9 protein-coding genes and 1 riboswitch are annotated in these 16523 nt (G+C 44.0%); of the genes, 3 read left to right on the forward strand and 6 right to left on the reverse strand.

The window, feature by feature from the left end:
- Window positions 1–793 precede the first annotated feature (793 nt).
- Window positions 794–2074 (reverse strand): cation:proton antiporter, encoded by a 1281-nt coding sequence (locus AB4375_RS06320; protein WP_372051207.1) that lies wholly within the window; start codon window positions 2072–2074, stop codon window positions 794–796.
- Window positions 2075–2243: 169 nt separating this feature from the next.
- Here AB4375_RS06320 and metH point away from each other — a divergent pair, with 169 nt between their 5' ends.
- On the forward strand, window positions 2244–5921 hold the full coding sequence (gene metH, locus AB4375_RS06325; RefSeq protein ID WP_017068719.1) for a methionine synthase: 3678 nt from the start codon (window positions 2244–2246) through the stop codon (window positions 5919–5921).
- 114 nt (window positions 5922–6035) lie between these two features.
- Here metH and lysC read toward each other — a convergent pair whose 3' ends face one another.
- Window positions 6036–7403, reverse strand: coding sequence for a lysine-sensitive aspartokinase 3 (gene lysC / locus AB4375_RS06330; RefSeq protein WP_372051208.1), 1368 nt, complete (start codon window positions 7401–7403; stop codon window positions 6036–6038).
- Between the two features lie 108 nt (window positions 7404–7511).
- Window positions 7512–7689, reverse strand: a riboswitch (Lysine riboswitch).
- A gap of 176 nt (window positions 7690–7865) precedes the next feature.
- On the opposite strand from lysC, the gene AB4375_RS06335 reads away from it, so the two are divergent.
- On the forward strand, window positions 7866–9005 hold the full coding sequence (locus tag AB4375_RS06335) for an alanine--glyoxylate aminotransferase family protein (RefSeq protein ID WP_372051209.1): 1140 nt from the start codon (window positions 7866–7868) through the stop codon (window positions 9003–9005).
- A gap of 109 nt (window positions 9006–9114) precedes the next feature.
- Here AB4375_RS06335 and AB4375_RS06340 read toward each other — a convergent pair whose 3' ends face one another.
- From AB4375_RS06340 to AB4375_RS06355, 4 genes are all read right to left on the reverse strand, one after another.
- Window positions 9115–10878, reverse strand: coding sequence for a PglL family O-oligosaccharyltransferase (locus tag AB4375_RS06340; RefSeq protein ID WP_372051210.1), 1764 nt, complete (start codon window positions 10876–10878; stop codon window positions 9115–9117).
- Between the two features lie 96 nt (window positions 10879–10974).
- Window positions 10975–13806, reverse strand: coding sequence for an excinuclease ABC subunit UvrA (gene uvrA / locus AB4375_RS06345; RefSeq protein WP_017061339.1), 2832 nt, complete (start codon window positions 13804–13806; stop codon window positions 10975–10977).
- A gap of 149 nt (window positions 13807–13955) precedes the next feature.
- A complete protein-coding gene (galU, locus tag AB4375_RS06350; protein ID WP_017061340.1) occupies window positions 13956–14828 on the reverse strand; it encodes a UTP--glucose-1-phosphate uridylyltransferase GalU in 873 nt (290 codons plus the stop codon).
- Window positions 14829–14985: 157 nt separating this feature from the next.
- Entirely contained in the window at window positions 14986–15633 is a 648-nt protein-coding gene (locus tag AB4375_RS06355) for a LuxR C-terminal-related transcriptional regulator (protein WP_029235590.1), read from the reverse strand.
- 278 nt (window positions 15634–15911) lie between these two features.
- On the opposite strand from AB4375_RS06355, the gene AB4375_RS06360 reads away from it, so the two are divergent.
- A complete protein-coding gene (locus tag AB4375_RS06360; RefSeq protein ID WP_017061342.1) occupies window positions 15912–16469 on the forward strand; it encodes a single-stranded DNA-binding protein in 558 nt (185 codons plus the stop codon).
- Window positions 16470–16523 lie beyond the last annotated feature (54 nt).

The raw sequence follows: 16523 nt of genomic DNA on the forward strand, positions 1-16523 counted from the left end.
TTAATTTTCCGGATTGGTATAATATACGCCATTAGCAAAGCCGCGGATTCTCCTACTTACCAAAACAGCGCGTGTTGGGAGTCTAAACCTCCAACCTTTCCATATACTAAGCCTCAGCAGAAATACTGGGGCTTTTTTGTATCTGCTGCTTCTACGAAGTAATGTTGGGATAACTAGGCGCTCCTAGCTCACCTGCGTGCTCGAATCTCCGGAGTGCCTACTCATTCCAGCCTTGCCATATTTAAGACTCTAGTCTGCACGTCTCGGCAGAAATGCTAGCGCTTTTTATTCCTGTCATTTTTACAAGTATCACTTGAAGTACCATGTGTTCCTTTAGCTATCTCTATCGAACACTGATTTAGTGCAGCCTTGCTGTATTTAATGACTTAGTTCAAAGCTAAAGCTTTCTGTTCACCACTCATCTAGCTCCGTAGTCCTGTTAATAACTAACGCTATTCTAGCGAGACGTTGAGTCCCGTTATTTTTGTTTCCAGGTGAAAGGTGAAGCCTTTCGATTGAAGCTTATATAACTTGAGAGTGGGTTATTGGGTAGACTAGCGAGTGCGCACAAGAACGAGTTCTCTGTATGACTTAAGCTACTTAAAGAGTTCTGGATACCCACAACAAGGCTTTCGACTACTCAAATATTAGCGGTATCAAATATCGATATGAGCTCTATGTTCCACGCATATCTTTCAGCGATAGCTCCAGTATGGGAATTGGTGAGTTTGACTTTCATTGGGTATAAAAAAGGCCACCTAAAGTAGGCGGCTTTGGTTGATATATCTAGGTGTTAATCTAGCTCTTTCTCTGCTTGTTTTGCTTTCTCTATCATAGGAGTGATTGTTGAGCCTTGAACTAGAATAGAGAACACAACAACGGCGTATGTCATGACAAGGATTATCTCTTTTACATCTATTGCTTTGTCTTCAATTACCCAGATACCTGAAGGGATCGAAAGTGCCATGGCTAATGCTAAGCCACCGCGTAAGCCACCCCAAGTTAGAATCTTAATCGACCACGGGTTGTAAGTTCTAAAGCGTTTAAATCCGATGTAAGACAAGAAAACACTCAAGTAACGTGCACTCAATACTAGAGGGACTGCGAACGCCATTAAGATCCAGTCTTCTTGGTGGAATTTGAATAACAGCATCGACATACCAATTAGTAGGAATAATACGCCGTTTAAGAATTCATCTATCAACTCCCAGAAATGATCTAGGTGATCTTCACTCTCTTTCGAGAATCCGATAAAGCGAGTCCAGTTACCAATCATGATACCTGATACCACCATCGCTAATGGGCCTGATACATGTAGAACTTCAGCAAACGCATAACCAGCAGTTGGGATGCCGATGGTTAATAGCAACTCCATCGAGTGGTCATCGGTATTGCTGATTAGGTAGTGGAATACAAGACCTAAAACAAAACCATAGACAATGCCGCCAATCGCCTCTTGAACGAATAGCATGGTCACACTACCGACGGTTGGCGCTTCTGTGCCGAATGCGATAGTAAATAGGGTTACGAAGATAACTAAGCCAAAACCATCGTTGAATAGAGATTCTCCCTCGATTTGAGTAGAGATTCTTCTGGGAGCTTCGAGTTTCTTTACTATTGCTAGCACGGCGATGGGATCGGTTGGAGAGATTAGCGAGCCAAAGAGTAGGCAGTAAATCAGATCAAATTGAATACCGATGAACTGGCAAAACCCGTACAGCACAAAACCGATAAAGAATGTTGAAAACAGCGTAGCACCTAACGCGAGTACTGTTATTTCCCATTTCTGGTCTTTTAGGTTTGGTAATTTGATTCCCAAACCGCCTGCAAATAGTAAGAATCCTAATATCCCTTTTAGAAGGAAATCTTCAAAATTGATACTGGCAACGGTCTCTGAGGCAATGTCTGCCAATTGGAACCAATTATTTTGTCCCGCAATGATAATCAATAGAGATAACATCATTGAGCCAGCTGTGATGGCGATGGTTGTCTGCATTTTACCAATTTTTGTATTCACGAAAGCAATAAGCATGGCTGCAGCGGACAAGAAGCATAAGGTGTAATAGACCGACATTGGGATTCCAACATGTAACAAAGTATGAATATGAATTTTCGTTGTCTCATGCTCAAATAGCAAACATTTTTTTGTCATGACTCAGTAATCAATTTCCTTTTTTAGACGTCTAGACTCCTTTTTAATGTGTGATAGGATGGAGGGATAATTAAAGGAATGAGGTTGTACCGTGGGAAGTAATGTAAGGCAAAAGATTGACGCTCTGTTGAAGCAACGAATTTTACTGATTGATGGTGGCATGGGCACCATGATTCAGGATTATAAATTGGAAGAACAAGACTATCGTGGTGAACGCTTTGCTGATTGGCACAGTGACTTGAAGGGCAACAATGACCTTTTAGTTCTTACACAGCCTAAGCTTATCAAAGATATCCATATGGAGTATTTGGAAGCTGGGGCTGACATCCTCGAAACCAATACCTTTAACGCTACAACCATCGCTATGGCCGACTATGATATGGAAAGCCTTAGTGAAGAGATTAACTTTGCTGCTGCCAAGCTTGCTCGTGAAGCAGCTGATGAATGGACTGCAAAGACCCCAGATAAACCTCGCTTCGTCGCGGGTGTATTAGGTCCAACCAACCGAACTTGTTCTATCTCGCCTGATGTAAACGATCCAGGTTACCGTAATGTTAGCTTTGACGAACTGGTTGAAGCCTATTCTGAATCGACTCGCGCGCTCATTAAGGGCGGTTCAGATTTAATTCTTATTGAAACTATCTTTGATACGTTAAACGCGAAAGCGTGTGCCTTTGCCGTTGAATCTGTTTTTGAAGAGGTGGGTATTGCTCTTCCAGTGATGATTTCCGGTACCATCACTGACGCATCAGGTCGTACCCTTTCAGGACAGACGACAGAAGCATTCTACAACGCCCTTCGTCATGTAAAACCAATCTCATTTGGATTGAACTGTGCATTGGGCCCTGATGAACTGCGTGAGTATGTCGGTGAGATGTCTCGTATCTCAGAGTGCAATGTTTCTGCTCACCCTAATGCGGGTTTGCCTAATGCATTTGGCGAGTATGACCTTTCTCCTGAGGATATGGCTGAACATGTTAAAGAGTGGGCTGAAAGTGGCTTCTTGAACCTAATTGGTGGGTGTTGTGGTACTACTCCAGAGCATATCCGTCAAATGGCTGAGGCCGTTGAAGGTGTAACGCCGCGTCAATTGCCAGACTTACCAGTTTCTTGTCGTCTTTCGGGACTAGAGCCACTGACGATAGCTAAAGAATCTTTGTTCGTGAATGTAGGTGAGCGGACCAATGTTACCGGCTCTGCACGCTTTAAGCGCCTTATCAAAGAAGAGCTCTACGACGAAGCCTTGAGTGTAGCTCGAGAGCAAGTCGAGAATGGTGCTCAAATTATCGATATCAACATGGATGAAGGGATGCTAGACGCCGAGGCGTGTATGGTTAAATTCCTGAATCTATGTGCTTCAGAACCTGAAATCTCGAAAGTACCTGTTATGGTCGATTCTTCTAAGTGGGAAGTTATCGAAGCTGGCCTAAAGTGTATTCAAGGCAAAGGCATCGTTAACTCAATCTCTCTAAAAGAAGGCAAAGAGAAGTTTGTTGAGCAAGCCAAATTAGTTCGTCGTTATGGTGCTGCTGTCATCGTGATGGCGTTTGATGAAGTCGGGCAGGCTGATACTCGAGAGCGTAAAGTCGAAATCTGTACCAATGCCTACAACATTCTTGTTGATGAAGTCGGTTTCCCACCAGAAGATATTATTTTTGACCCGAATATTTTCGCAGTGGCTACTGGTATCGATGAGCATAATAACTATGCGGTTGATTTCATTGAAGCAGTAGGAGACATCAAACGCGATCTCCCGCATGCGATGATCTCTGGCGGTGTGTCGAATGTTTCATTCTCATTCCGTGGTAATAACTACGTCCGTGAGGCTATTCACGCGGTATTCCTATATCACTGTTTTAAAAACGGTATGGATATGGGCATTGTAAACGCTGGTCAGTTGGAAATTTACGATAATGTTCCAGAAGATCTGCGTGATGCTGTTGAAGATGTCGTACTAAACCGTCGTGATGATTCGACTGAAAGATTGCTGGATATGGCGACCGAATACCTAGAGCGTGCTGTTGGTAAGGTTGAAGATAAATCTGCATTAGAGTGGCGAACTTGGCCTGTAGAGAAGCGTTTGGAGCACTCTTTGGTAAAAGGTATCACCGACTTTATTGTTGAAGATACCGAAGAAGCTCGTGTTAATGCCTCTCGTCCTATTGAAGTGATTGAAGGTCCTCTAATGGACGGAATGAACGTTGTTGGTGACCTGTTTGGTGAAGGTAAGATGTTCTTACCACAGGTTGTAAAGTCTGCGCGTGTGATGAAACAGGCGGTTGCCCATTTAGAACCATTCATTAATGCATCCAAAGAAGTGGGCGCAACTAACGGTAAGATTTTGTTAGCGACCGTTAAAGGTGACGTTCACGATATCGGTAAAAATATCGTTGGTGTGGTTTTACAGTGTAATAACTACGAAATTATCGACTTAGGTGTGATGGTTTCTTGCGAGAAGATTCTCAAGGTAGCGAAAGAAGAGAATGTCGACATTATTGGCCTGTCTGGGCTGATTACACCGTCTCTTGATGAAATGGTACATGTTGCTAAAGAAATGGAGAGACAGGGTTTCAAGCTGCCTCTTCTGATTGGCGGCGCAACCACATCTAAAGCTCACACAGCAGTTAAGATTGAGCAGAATTATTCAGAACCTGTTGTATACGTAAATAATGCCTCGCGTGCAGTGGGTGTTTGTACTTCACTACTTTCTGATGAATTGAAACCCGCTTTCGTTGAGAAGCTGGATATCGATTACGATCGCGTTCGAGATCAGCACAATCGTAAGAAGCCTCGTACCAAGCCTGTCACGCTTGAAAGAGCTCGTGCCAATAAAGTTGCTATCGATTGGGATGCGTATACGCCACCGGCACCCGCTAAGCCGGGAGTTCATATCTTCAATGATTTTGATGTGGCAACTTTGCGTCAGTATATCGATTGGACTCCATTCTTTATGACATGGTCATTGGTTGGTAAATACCCTGCAATCCTTGATCATGAGGAAGTGGGTGAAGAGGCAAAACGTTTATTCAAAGATGCTAATGATTTACTGGATCGCGTAGAGAAAGAGAAATTACTTGAAGCGCGTGGCATGTGTGCCATGTTCCCAGCGAACAGTGTTGGTGATGATATTGAGGTGTATACCGATGAATCTCGTACCGAAGTTCTAAAAGTTCTACACAATCTTCGTCAACAAACAGAGAAACCAAAAGGTTTTAACTATTGCCTGTCAGATTACATTGCGCCAAAAGAAAGCGGTAAAGCGGACTGGATTGGTGGCTTTGCGGTGACGGGTGGTATTGGTGAGCGAGAGCTGGCTGATGAATATAAAGCGAAAGGCGATGACTACAACGCGATTATGATTCAGGCGGTTGCTGACCGATTGGCTGAGGCGTTCGCGGAATATCTGCATAAAGAAGTGAGAAAGGATATTTGGGGTTACTCGCCAGATGAGAATTTGTCTAACGACGATTTGATTCGAGAGAAATACCAAGGTATTCGTCCAGCTCCAGGTTACCCTGCTTGCCCAGAGCATACAGAGAAAGGTACGTTGTGGGAGCTGATGGATGTTGAAAAGGCAATCGACATGTCATTAACGACAAGCTACGCGATGTGGCCTGGTGCTTCGGTATCTGGTATGTACTTCTCACATCCTGATGCCCGATACTTTGCTATTGCACAGATTCAACAGGATCAAGTGGATAGCTATGCTGACCGCAAAGGTTGGGATATGTTAGAAGCCGAGAAGTGGTTAGGTCCAAACATTAACTAGTTTGAACCTATGAAGAGATTTGATTCGTAAAGTAAAAAGAGAAAGGGTTGCTGAATAGCAACCCTTTTTGTACCTGTGATTTAGTTATTTATCTGTCGATGATAAACGGACTTTCTATTCAAATAATTCTTGGTGCAGTTTTTGAATCGCCAACTTAGAAACAGATTCATTTAGTAAGAAGCACAGGTTGTGTGGGCTTGCACCGTAACAAATCATGCGTAGGTTGAAGTCTTCAAGAGTGCCGAAGACCTGCTTTGCATAGCCTTTGCTTTCACTCATGTTGTTACCAATAAGAGCAACAAGGCATAGGTCGTGTTCAATATCTACAGAACACAGCTCCTCAAGCTCAATGCGAGCGGCTTCAGGTAACTCAGGGGCACCACCAGATGTATCAGTTTGATCTAGGGTGAGTGAAACACTGATCTCAGAGGTAGTAATCAGATCGACAGAGATCTTATGTTTAGCAAGGATCTCGAACACTTTCGCAAGAAAGCCGTAAGCATGGAACATATTAGCGCTACGCAGCGTAACCATGGTTTGGTTGCAGCGAAGGGCGAGGGCTCTGAATAGTGGAGAGCTTTCCACCTGTTGGCGAATCCAAGTACCACCGAGCTCTGGTGCTTTAGAAGAGCCGACAAATACCGGGATTTGGTGGCGTAATGCAGGTACTAGAGTCGATGGATGCAAGATCTTCGCACCAAAGTTTGCCATTTCCGATGCTTCACTAAAGCTTATCTCTGGGATAGGAGAAGCTTTAGGTGCAATACGAGGGTCAGTGGTGTAAATACCCGGAACATCCGTCCAGATTTCTAGACCAATCGCCTTTACAGATTCGGCAATCAATGCTGCTGAGTAATCACTGCCACCGCGGCCTAAAGTCGTGGTGTTGCCTTCGCTATCAGCACCGATAAAACCTTGTGTAACGACAACTTGTTGTTGGCAAAGTGGAATAAGTTTCTGTTGCGCTAGAGCGGCAATATCTTCTAGTTGAGGTTCGGCTTTACCAAAATCATCATTAGTACGCATCACATCTCTGATATCAAAGCGAACAGCAGGAGTGCCTCGTTCAGAGATGATCTGAGCCAAGATGTGTGTCGACATCAACTCGCCACATGCGACAAGGTGATCCGTCAGTTTAGTACTTGTTTGGAATGATGCGGCCTCTGCAGCGCTCGCAATGTCATCAAGAATGCTGTGGACTTCTTTTTCGATGCTGATTGGATCTGCGAGTTGGTCAAGAATTGCGTTGTGAATGTCCGCTAATTGCGCCATTAGTTCCTGACGACGAGCTTTGTCTTGAACACCATGTGCTAGTTCAACCAGCAAGTTAGTGACACCAGAGCATGCACTACTCACGACCAGTTTCGTGTTTGAGTTGTTTTCAATAATGGCAGCACAACGGCTCATTGCTTCAAAGTTGGCAACACTTGTTCCACCAAACTTAGCGACATTAAAAGAACCAGCTACATTAGATGCACTCACGATATATCTCCCACGACTTCCTAAAATAAAATTACGGTTGGGTAATCCAACGTCCGATGTTTTTCGAAGAGAGTTTTAGAGCAAAAAGAGAGGAATTATTAGAATAGTAACCTCAGAAGCTCTTCACCATATAGAAATGGCGACAGTTGACGGGATTCAGCCCGCTCAACCGATAATAAAGGTCCTGCATCCTTTTATTATCTCGGCACTGCTCCCCATAAATGTTTTGTATTGGAAATGCGGTTCCACAAAACATCTGCCTGGGCAGTGCTCCTCTTCTGCTAGATAGCCGTTTCATTGAACGTTTTTGTGGTAACAATGTCAATCCGTAACTTGAGATAATTGAAAAATAATTTTAACAATTATGTGACAGTGGTTTGACCTCAATACTTATGGCTAATTGCTGAGGTAATCAATTTGCTTTAGGGTGGATTGTTCACAACATTAACGTAAGGGATGTACATGTCTAATTTACCACTCACTACTGCTATCGATAGCTTTTATCCACCACACCGAACGTTAATGGGACCTGGTCCTTCAGATATCTCACCTCAAGTGTTACAGGCTTTGAGCCGTCCAACCATAGGTCACTTAGATCCGCTGTTTATTGCGATGATGGACGAGCTTAAACAGCTTCTTAAATACGCTTTTCAGACTGAAAACGAATTTACGATTGCCGTTTCTGCACCGGGCAGTGCGGGTATGGAGACCTGTTTTGTTAACTTGATTGAGCCTGGTGAAAAGGTGATTGTTTGTCGTAACGGTGTCTTCGGTGAGCGTATGCGAGAAAACGTGGTGCGTTGTGGTGGCGAAGCCATCCTTGTTGATGACGAATGGGGCAAGCCCGTTTCAGTTGAAAAGGTAGAACAAGCATTGGCAGAAAACCCCGATGCCGTTGCTGTTGCATTTGTGCATGCAGAGACATCAACCGGAGCGTTATCTGATGCTCAAGCTATCTCTGCTGTCGCTCGTCAGTTTGATGCGTTAACGATTGTTGATGCAGTGACATCATTAGGTGGTGTGCCATTGCTGGTTGATGAGTGGCAGCTTGATGCGGTTTATTCTGGCAGCCAAAAGTGTCTGTCTTGTGTGCCAGGGCTATCTCCAGTGACTTTCTCTCAGCGTGCGGTTGATAAAATGAAAGCCCGTAAAGCACCAGTGCAAAGCTGGTTTTTGGATCAAAGTTTAGTATTAGGTTACTGGAGTGGAGAAGGTAAGCGTAGCTACCACCATACCGCACCCGTGAACAGCCTTTATGCTCTGCATGAGTCGCTGGTTTTGTTGAAAAATGAAGGCTTAGATAATGCGTGGTCTCGTCATCATGCGATGCACCAAGAGCTTAAAGAAGGCGTAGAAGCTCTAGGGTTAAAGTTTGTGGTTGATGAAGAGAGCCGCCTGCCGCAGCTTAATGCACTTTATTTCCCAGAAGGAATTGATGAGGCTAAGATCAGAACGCAGCTTTTAGAAGAATATAATCTTGAAATCGGTGCTGGGCTTGGCTCTTTGGCTGGTAAGGCATGGCGTATCGGCCTAATGGGCTATGGTGCTCGTAAAGAGAATGTCGCGCTGTGCTTAAAAGCATTGAGAGATGTCTTAAAGTAACTAGCCTAAAAAGTTCAAAAGAAAGCGCACGAGAGATCGTGCGCTTTTTTGTATCTACCCCAAGCTCCTACTGCCTACTAAGTGAAGCTTGCGTTGCGAATTCTTAACATTATTCTGCAGACGAAACGTTATCTTCTGCTTGTGACACTTTCTTATACTGAACCTTTGAAAAGTCTCTGTTAGGGAATAAAAAGTTCGCTTCGCTACGAATTTGCTCTGCTTTACTTTCTTCTCCTAGGCCTTGATACGCCAGAATCAGATTGCTGTAGAAAGCCGGTCTTGGTTTACTCTTAATGATCTCCAGTGACCAATCGATGTAAGGCTGTATAAGGCTCGGGTCGGCTTTGTAGAGGCCGATATTAAGGTAAGTGCTGTATATATCCCAATCGTAGCGATCTTTCCACACCACTGGGTTCGTTACCTGCTTAAGAATGTCCGGATTTTTCGGCTTAGACAGTTCAAACTTAGTCAGTACATAGTTGGTGTGCAGGGCGCTCAACATATAAAAACTGACCAAAATAGGGAGCACTAAGCTCAACACTCTAAATAGGGTCTTGCTGATGATACTGAACGACTGTTGATAATGTCGGGAAGAGCGCTGATCTACCCAGTAAATCAATATAATGAATGTTATCCAGTGAATCGCCGAGTGGTAAAAAGGATACTCAAGTTGAGAGTGCAAAAGGATTGGGATAAATAACGCGAGCAGGGCTAGACGTGTTCCCTTTGCTGAACTTGTTATGCGTGACATCACCAATATTGCAGCAATCAAGATTCCGATGATTGGTACAATCCCCCCTTCAACTCCCCAAAACAGGAACTCATTGTGCGGGTGATCCATTGAAGGAAGACCTGGATGATAGTTCGAGTTGAGTTGATGTTGGCGAGCTGTATATAGCGTGTATTCAGACTCAAATTTCCCGTAACCATAACCTGTAAATGGCTTTTCGATCATCATATCTAAAGCTTGCGGGAACGTATAAGCGCGCGGGCTTTCTAGGTTCGCTTTCTTGCTAGCGAGGTTATCAGTCGCACTTAGGCTGATCACCGAAAAAGCGACGACGACACCGACGAGCACTGATGCGCACCATCCGTAGAAGCGTTTCTTGGTCGAGAACTTGTATAGATAGGGCAGAATGCAGATAAACCCAATGACAGCGGCCAACCATCCGGTACGTGATGCAATGATGATCAGCAAGGGCACGGTTAAGGTTGGAGTTAAATACAGTAGGAATGATTCGCTGATCTTATGGTTATATTTAGCCGGCTGCCTTGCTAAAAGGTAAGCGGACAGCACAAAACCAGTAGCAAGAAAGCTTGCCATTACATTCGGTTGTTGAAATATCCCATATGGTCGGTTTGCAGCAGTGTTGTAGCCAAATAGGTTGCCAGGTTCTAATAAGAAATATTGCACATAGCCAAATAGTGCTTGTATAACAACAGCAAGTACAATGAACCACAACATACGTTGCTTGTGTTTATTGCTGAACTTAAATTGCTGCAGCACCACAAATAAGGCAAAGCCCGCCCACAATCCAAGCAAGCGTCCTGACGCTCCTTGAGGTGCAGCATTGCTGTATAAAATGGGTAGCGTGAGTATGATGCAGCTAATCAACAAGCCAATTGTTAATTTGGAATACTTGAGTACTCGATTGGTCGCGAGTTGGTAAAAGCCAATCGCTAGCGTGAAGCTTAGCGCTAGCCAAGTGGTAGGGTTAAAGGATAGAGCAAGGCCCGAACCACCAGGATTCGGCATGAAAAAATGCATAGCTAACAAGAATACAACAGCTAAAGAAGCCAGAAATGCTTTGTTGAGTGGTAGCTGAGTGACCTGATTTTCTAGCTGAGTACCGCTAGTGTGTATTGTTGCCATAAATCCCTAACCTTATAAAAACAGAGCTTGTTCCTTCTGAAACAAGCTCTGTTACTTTAACATTTTTCTGTCTGCCCGCAGGGCGCTATTTTACACCTACTTCAAATTTAACATAGGCTTAAGGAAGCGAGCAGTGTGTGAACCTTCGACTAACGCCACATCTTCAGGTGTACCCTCTGCAACAATCTCACCACCACCTTGCCCACCTTCTGGGCCAAGATCTAGGATCCAGTCTGCTGTTTTAACGACATCTAGGTTGTGCTCAATCACGACAACTGTATTACCGTGATCACGCAGTCTATGTAATACCGTCAGTAGCTGCTGGATATCGTGGAAATGAAGGCCTGTTGTTGGCTCATCGAGAATGTATAAGGTTTTTCCCGTGTCTCGTTTAGACAGTTCACGCGCTAATTTAACACGCTGAGCTTCACCACCAGATAAGGTTGTTGCCGCTTGTCCGAGGCGAATGTAGGAAAGGCCAACATCCATCAATGTTTGCAGCTTACGAGCGATAACAGGCACAGGGTTGAAGTATTCTCTAGCATCTTCCACTGTCATCTCTAGAACTTCGTCTATGGTTTTTCCTTTGTATCGAACTTCTAGAGTTTCACGGTTATAACGCTTACCTTTACACACATCACAAGGCACATACACATCGGGTAAGAAGTGCATCTCTACCTTGATTACGCCGTCTCCCTGACAAGCCTCACAACGACCACCACGAACGTTAAAGCTGAATCGACCTGGCTTGTAACCACGAGAACGTGATTCCTGAGTGCCCGCGAATAGTTCACGAATAGGGGTGAAAATCCCTGTGTAGGTCGCAGGGTTTGATCTTGGTGTACGACCGATAGGGCTTTGATCTATGTCGATTACCTTATCAAAATGTTCTAACCCTTTAATCTTTTTGTGCTTTGCTGGAACTGCAGTCGTGGCACCGTTTAATTGAGTGTGGGCGACTTTAAAGAAGGTATCGTTGATAAGCGTTGATTTACCCGAACCTGATACGCCCGTAATACAACTGAACAAGCCAACAGGAATTGTCGCGGTCACATTCTTTAGGTTGTTCCCCGTTGCGCCAACGATCTCGACGACCTTTTTCTTGTCGATAGGCGTTCTCTTTTCAGGCACTGCAATTTCTTTAGCACCGCTCAGGTATTGGCCTGTCAAAGAGTTCGGGTTTTCGATGATGTCTTGCATGGTACCTTCTGCCACCACGTGACCACCGTGCACCCCTGCTCCTGGACCGATATCGATAACATGGTCAGCACAACGAATTGCATCTTCGTCATGTTCCACAACAAGTACCGTATTACCTAAGTCTCTCAGGTGAATTAAGGTTTGCAATAGACGTTCATTATCGCGCTGGTGGAGACCAATTGATGGCTCATCAAGTACATACATAACGCCAACTAAACCGGCACCGATTTGGCTCGCCAAACGAATACGTTGCGCCTCACCACCAGACAGCGTTTCAGCACTGCGTGATAGGTTAAGGTAGTTCAAACCAACGTTGACTAAGAAATGCAGACGATCATTGATCTCTTTCATCACTTTATCTGCGATCTGCCCACGCTGACCGTCTAGCTTCAATTCTTGGAAAAATTGTAGTGCGTCAGCAATGCTAAGTTCAACGATTTCCGGAAGTGTTGTATCACCAATGAAAACATTACGAGCTTCTAATCTCAGGCGAGTGCCATCACAGCTAGAGCACGATTTGGTTGAGATGTATTTAGCAAGATCTTCACGCACTGCGCTCGATTCAGTATCACGGTAACGGCGCTCCAAGGTATTTAAAATGCCCTCAAATGGATGACGCTTAACCCGAATATCACCTCGGTCATTGATGTACTTGAATTCCACTTCAGTACGACCTGATCCTTTTAGAATGATCTCTTGAGTCTTTTTCGGTAGAGAATTAAATGGCGCATACAGATCAAAACCATAATGTTCTGACAGCGACGTTAGCATTTGGAAATAGTAGTAGTTCTTTTGATCCCAACCTTTTATCGCACCTTCAGCAATGCTTAGGTTCTCATCTAAAATCACTCGGCTTGGATCAAAATACTGTTGAACACCAAGACCATCACACGTACCACATGCTCCTGCCGGGTTATTAAATGAGAACAGGCGAGGCTCAAGCTCTTGCATGCTGTAACCACATTTAGGACAAGCGAAGTTAGCAGAGAATACGATCTCTTCTTGATCCGTTTCGTCCATCCAGCCGACGACAGCGATACCGCCAGAGAGCTCTAATGTGGTCTCGAATGACTCGGCTAAACGCTGTTGAAGATCAGGACGAACCTTGAATCTGTCTACCACAACTTCAATGGTGTGCTTCTTATGAAGTTCAAGTGCTGGTGGATCGGATAGATCACAGGTTTCACCATCAATGCGCGCACGGATAAAGCCTTGTGCCGCTAAGTTTTCCAGTGTTTTAACATGCTCACCTTTACGCTCTTTGACGATCGGTGCCATTAACATCATCTTTGAGCCTTCAGGCAGTTCTAATACCTTGTCGACCATTTGACTGATGGTTTGTGCTGCTAGAGGGATGTTGTGGTCTGGACAGCGAGGTTCGCCTACTCGCGCATACAATAATCTGAGGTAATCATAGACTTCGGTAATGGTACCGACGGTTGAGCGAGGGTTATGTGAAGTCGATTTTTGTTCTATTGAGATAGCTGGAGACAGACCTTCAATATGGTCGACATCAGGCTTTTCCATAAGAGATAGAAATTGACGAGCGTAAGCAGACAGAGATTCAACATAACGACGCTGACCTTCTGCGTAGAGTGTGTCAAACGCAAGTGACGACTTTCCTGAACCCGATAATCCGGTGATGACAGTCAGTTTGTCACGTGGAATGGTTAGGTTGACGTCTTTGAGGTTATGCGTACGAGCGCCTCTAATTTCTATTTTATCCATCTCAATAGACCATGTAATTTTAAGTGGCTAAAGTATTACATAGAGTGAGATTTGTGCAAAGTTTTACTGGATAAAAAAACAGTAAACAAAAAGGGCGACTCAAAGAGTCGCCCTTTCTAAAATCAGTAACGTTAGTGATTAACCAGTCGTTATGCTTCTTTCTTGGTCGAGTGTTTACCTAGCTCGATTTGCTGCTGGTCTTTCTTGTATAGGTTTTCGAAGCAGTAGTTTGTTGCTTCGATATAGCCTTCAACACTACCACAGTCAAAACGTTGGCCTTTAAATTTGTAAGCCAATACACAGCCTGCTTTTGCCTGTTTTAGCAATGCATCAGTGATCTGGATTTCGCCGCCTTTACCTGGTTCTGTCTGCTCGATTAATTCAAAGATATCTGGAGTCAGAATATAACGACCAATGATCGCTAGGTTGCTTGGTGCTGTACCTTGCTCTGGCTTCTCTACCATGTCATCAACTCGGAAAAGGTCATCTTTGATCATTTCGCCAGAGATAACACCGTACTTGTGAGTCTCTTCTTCTGGAACTTCTTGTACAGCAACAATAGAACAGCGGAACTGTTTGTATAGCGCAACCATCTGAGCTAGCACGCCTTGTTGCTCGTTCACACAAAGGTCATCAGCAAGTACTACTGCGAACGGTTCATCGCCTACAAGTTCGCGACCCGTTAAAATAGCATGGCCAAGGCCTTTCATCTCACGTTGACGAATGTAGGTGAAGTTTGCCGCTTCAATCGTTTCACGGATATTAACCAATAGGTCTTCTTTATTGGTGCCGCTAATCTGGTGCTCAAGCTCGTAGTTTTTATCAAAGTGATCCATGATCGAGTGCTTACCACGTCCAGTAACGATGCACATTCCATCCATACCAGCTTCGATAGCTTCCTCTACACCGTATTCAATCAGAGGTTTGTTTACTACAGGCATCATTTCTTTAGGCATTGACTTGGTTGCAGGTAAAAAACGTGTACCGTAGCCAGCTGCCGGGAAAAGGCACTTTTTGATCATGATAAGACCCTTTATCTATAATAATTATTGATTCAACCTGAGTGGTTGATATTTCTGAGGGCAACTCTAGCATAAGTTATGTCGAAAATTCAGCAACAATAGCCATGATTTACTAGAGCTTCCCTCAAAATTATCGTCAGACTAAGAGGTGGGTCGATTATGCAAGCAGGTTCTGGTTTGCCCATGCTATCGCTTGAACTCTATTTTTTACCGCAAGCTTACGGAATATTTGATAGAGGTGAGATTTAACCGTGAACTCACTAATAAACAAGTCATCGGCGATTTGTGTGTTTGAAGACCCGGATTGAAGACAGCGAATCACCTGGATCTCACGAATGGTTAAATCAACATTGGTTGGTGTGGTGTTGGTATTGACCATATTGCGATAATAAAACAACAGTTGATTGGTTACCTTCCTTGGCAGCCAGTTATCGCCATCAATGACTTCTTGAAGACCACGAGCAATCTTGTCCTTTTGTTCAGTGTTGTAAAAGAGTCCTTTTAGTACCCCATAGGTAAGAAGCTCTGAGGTTGGAAGTTGCTGGGGGACATTGAATAAAATGATTTCGTGATTTTTCCACATAACAGTCAGGTTAGGACAAATAATCAGTAGTTGTGGTACCTCTCTGTAATCGACGAGCAAGATCCGGTTACTCTGCTTTCTATCAACTAGCATTAATTCGTCGGGTGTCATTTTGTAGAGAACAATAGATAAATGCTTTTCTATCTCTTTTACATGTAGATAGGTATCGTTTGGGTCGATGCACAGAAAGTGTAAAGTGCGAGCGTATCTTGATTTTCTCATTGAAACGTCCTGTTTGAGTGGGATTAGATTCCACGTTGTCATGCAGGCTTTAGCTTCTCTAGCGCCTTGATAGTGACTTGCGTTGAATATCAATTATCAAAGTAAATGAGTGGTTTGTAAGTGGAGAAAAAAGCAACATCGCTCTGAATATCATGATTTGTTACGTTTTTATTCTTTGTAGTGAGGAGAGAATAGGAATGCGATTTATCACTGTAGAAAAGCATGCTATTCTTGTGCGCTAAAATTTTCTGAGACTATGAATTTAGACGGAGCAAATCATGGCTAGCCGTGGAGTTAACAAAGTTATATTAGTGGGTAACCTAGGTAATGACCCTGAAATTCGTTACATGCCAAATGGCGGCGCAGTAGCGAACATTACCATTGCAACGTCAGAGTCATGGCGTGATAAAGCAACTGGCGAGCAGCGTGAAAAAACAGAATGGCACCGTGTTGCTCTGTTTGGCAAGCTTGCGGAAGTTGCTGGTGAGTACCTACGTAAAGGTTCTCAAGTTTACATTGAAGGTCAACTTCAAACTCGTAAATGGCAAGATCAAAGCGGTCAAGATCGCTACACAACTGAAGTGGTTGTTCAAGGCTTCAATGGTGTAATGCAAATGCTTGGCGGCCGTGCTCAAGGTGGTGCTCCTGCTCAAGGTGGCATGGGTAACAACCAACAGCAAGGTGGTTGGGGTCAGCCACAGCAGCCACAACAACAGCAACAACAATACAGTGCTCCCGCTCAACAGCAGCCAAAAGCACCTCAACAAGCTCCTCAGCAGGCTCAACCTCAATATAATGAGCCGCCAATGGATTTTGATGATGACATCCCATTTTAATCCCTGTTTTTAATATATTATAAAGACAGTATTAAATTGGAAAAAGCCGCGTTC

It is taken from the genome of Vibrio sp. 10N.261.51.C6, assembly GCF_041471785.1.
Classification (GTDB): Bacteria; Pseudomonadota; Gammaproteobacteria; order Enterobacterales; family Vibrionaceae; genus Vibrio; species Vibrio crassostreae_C.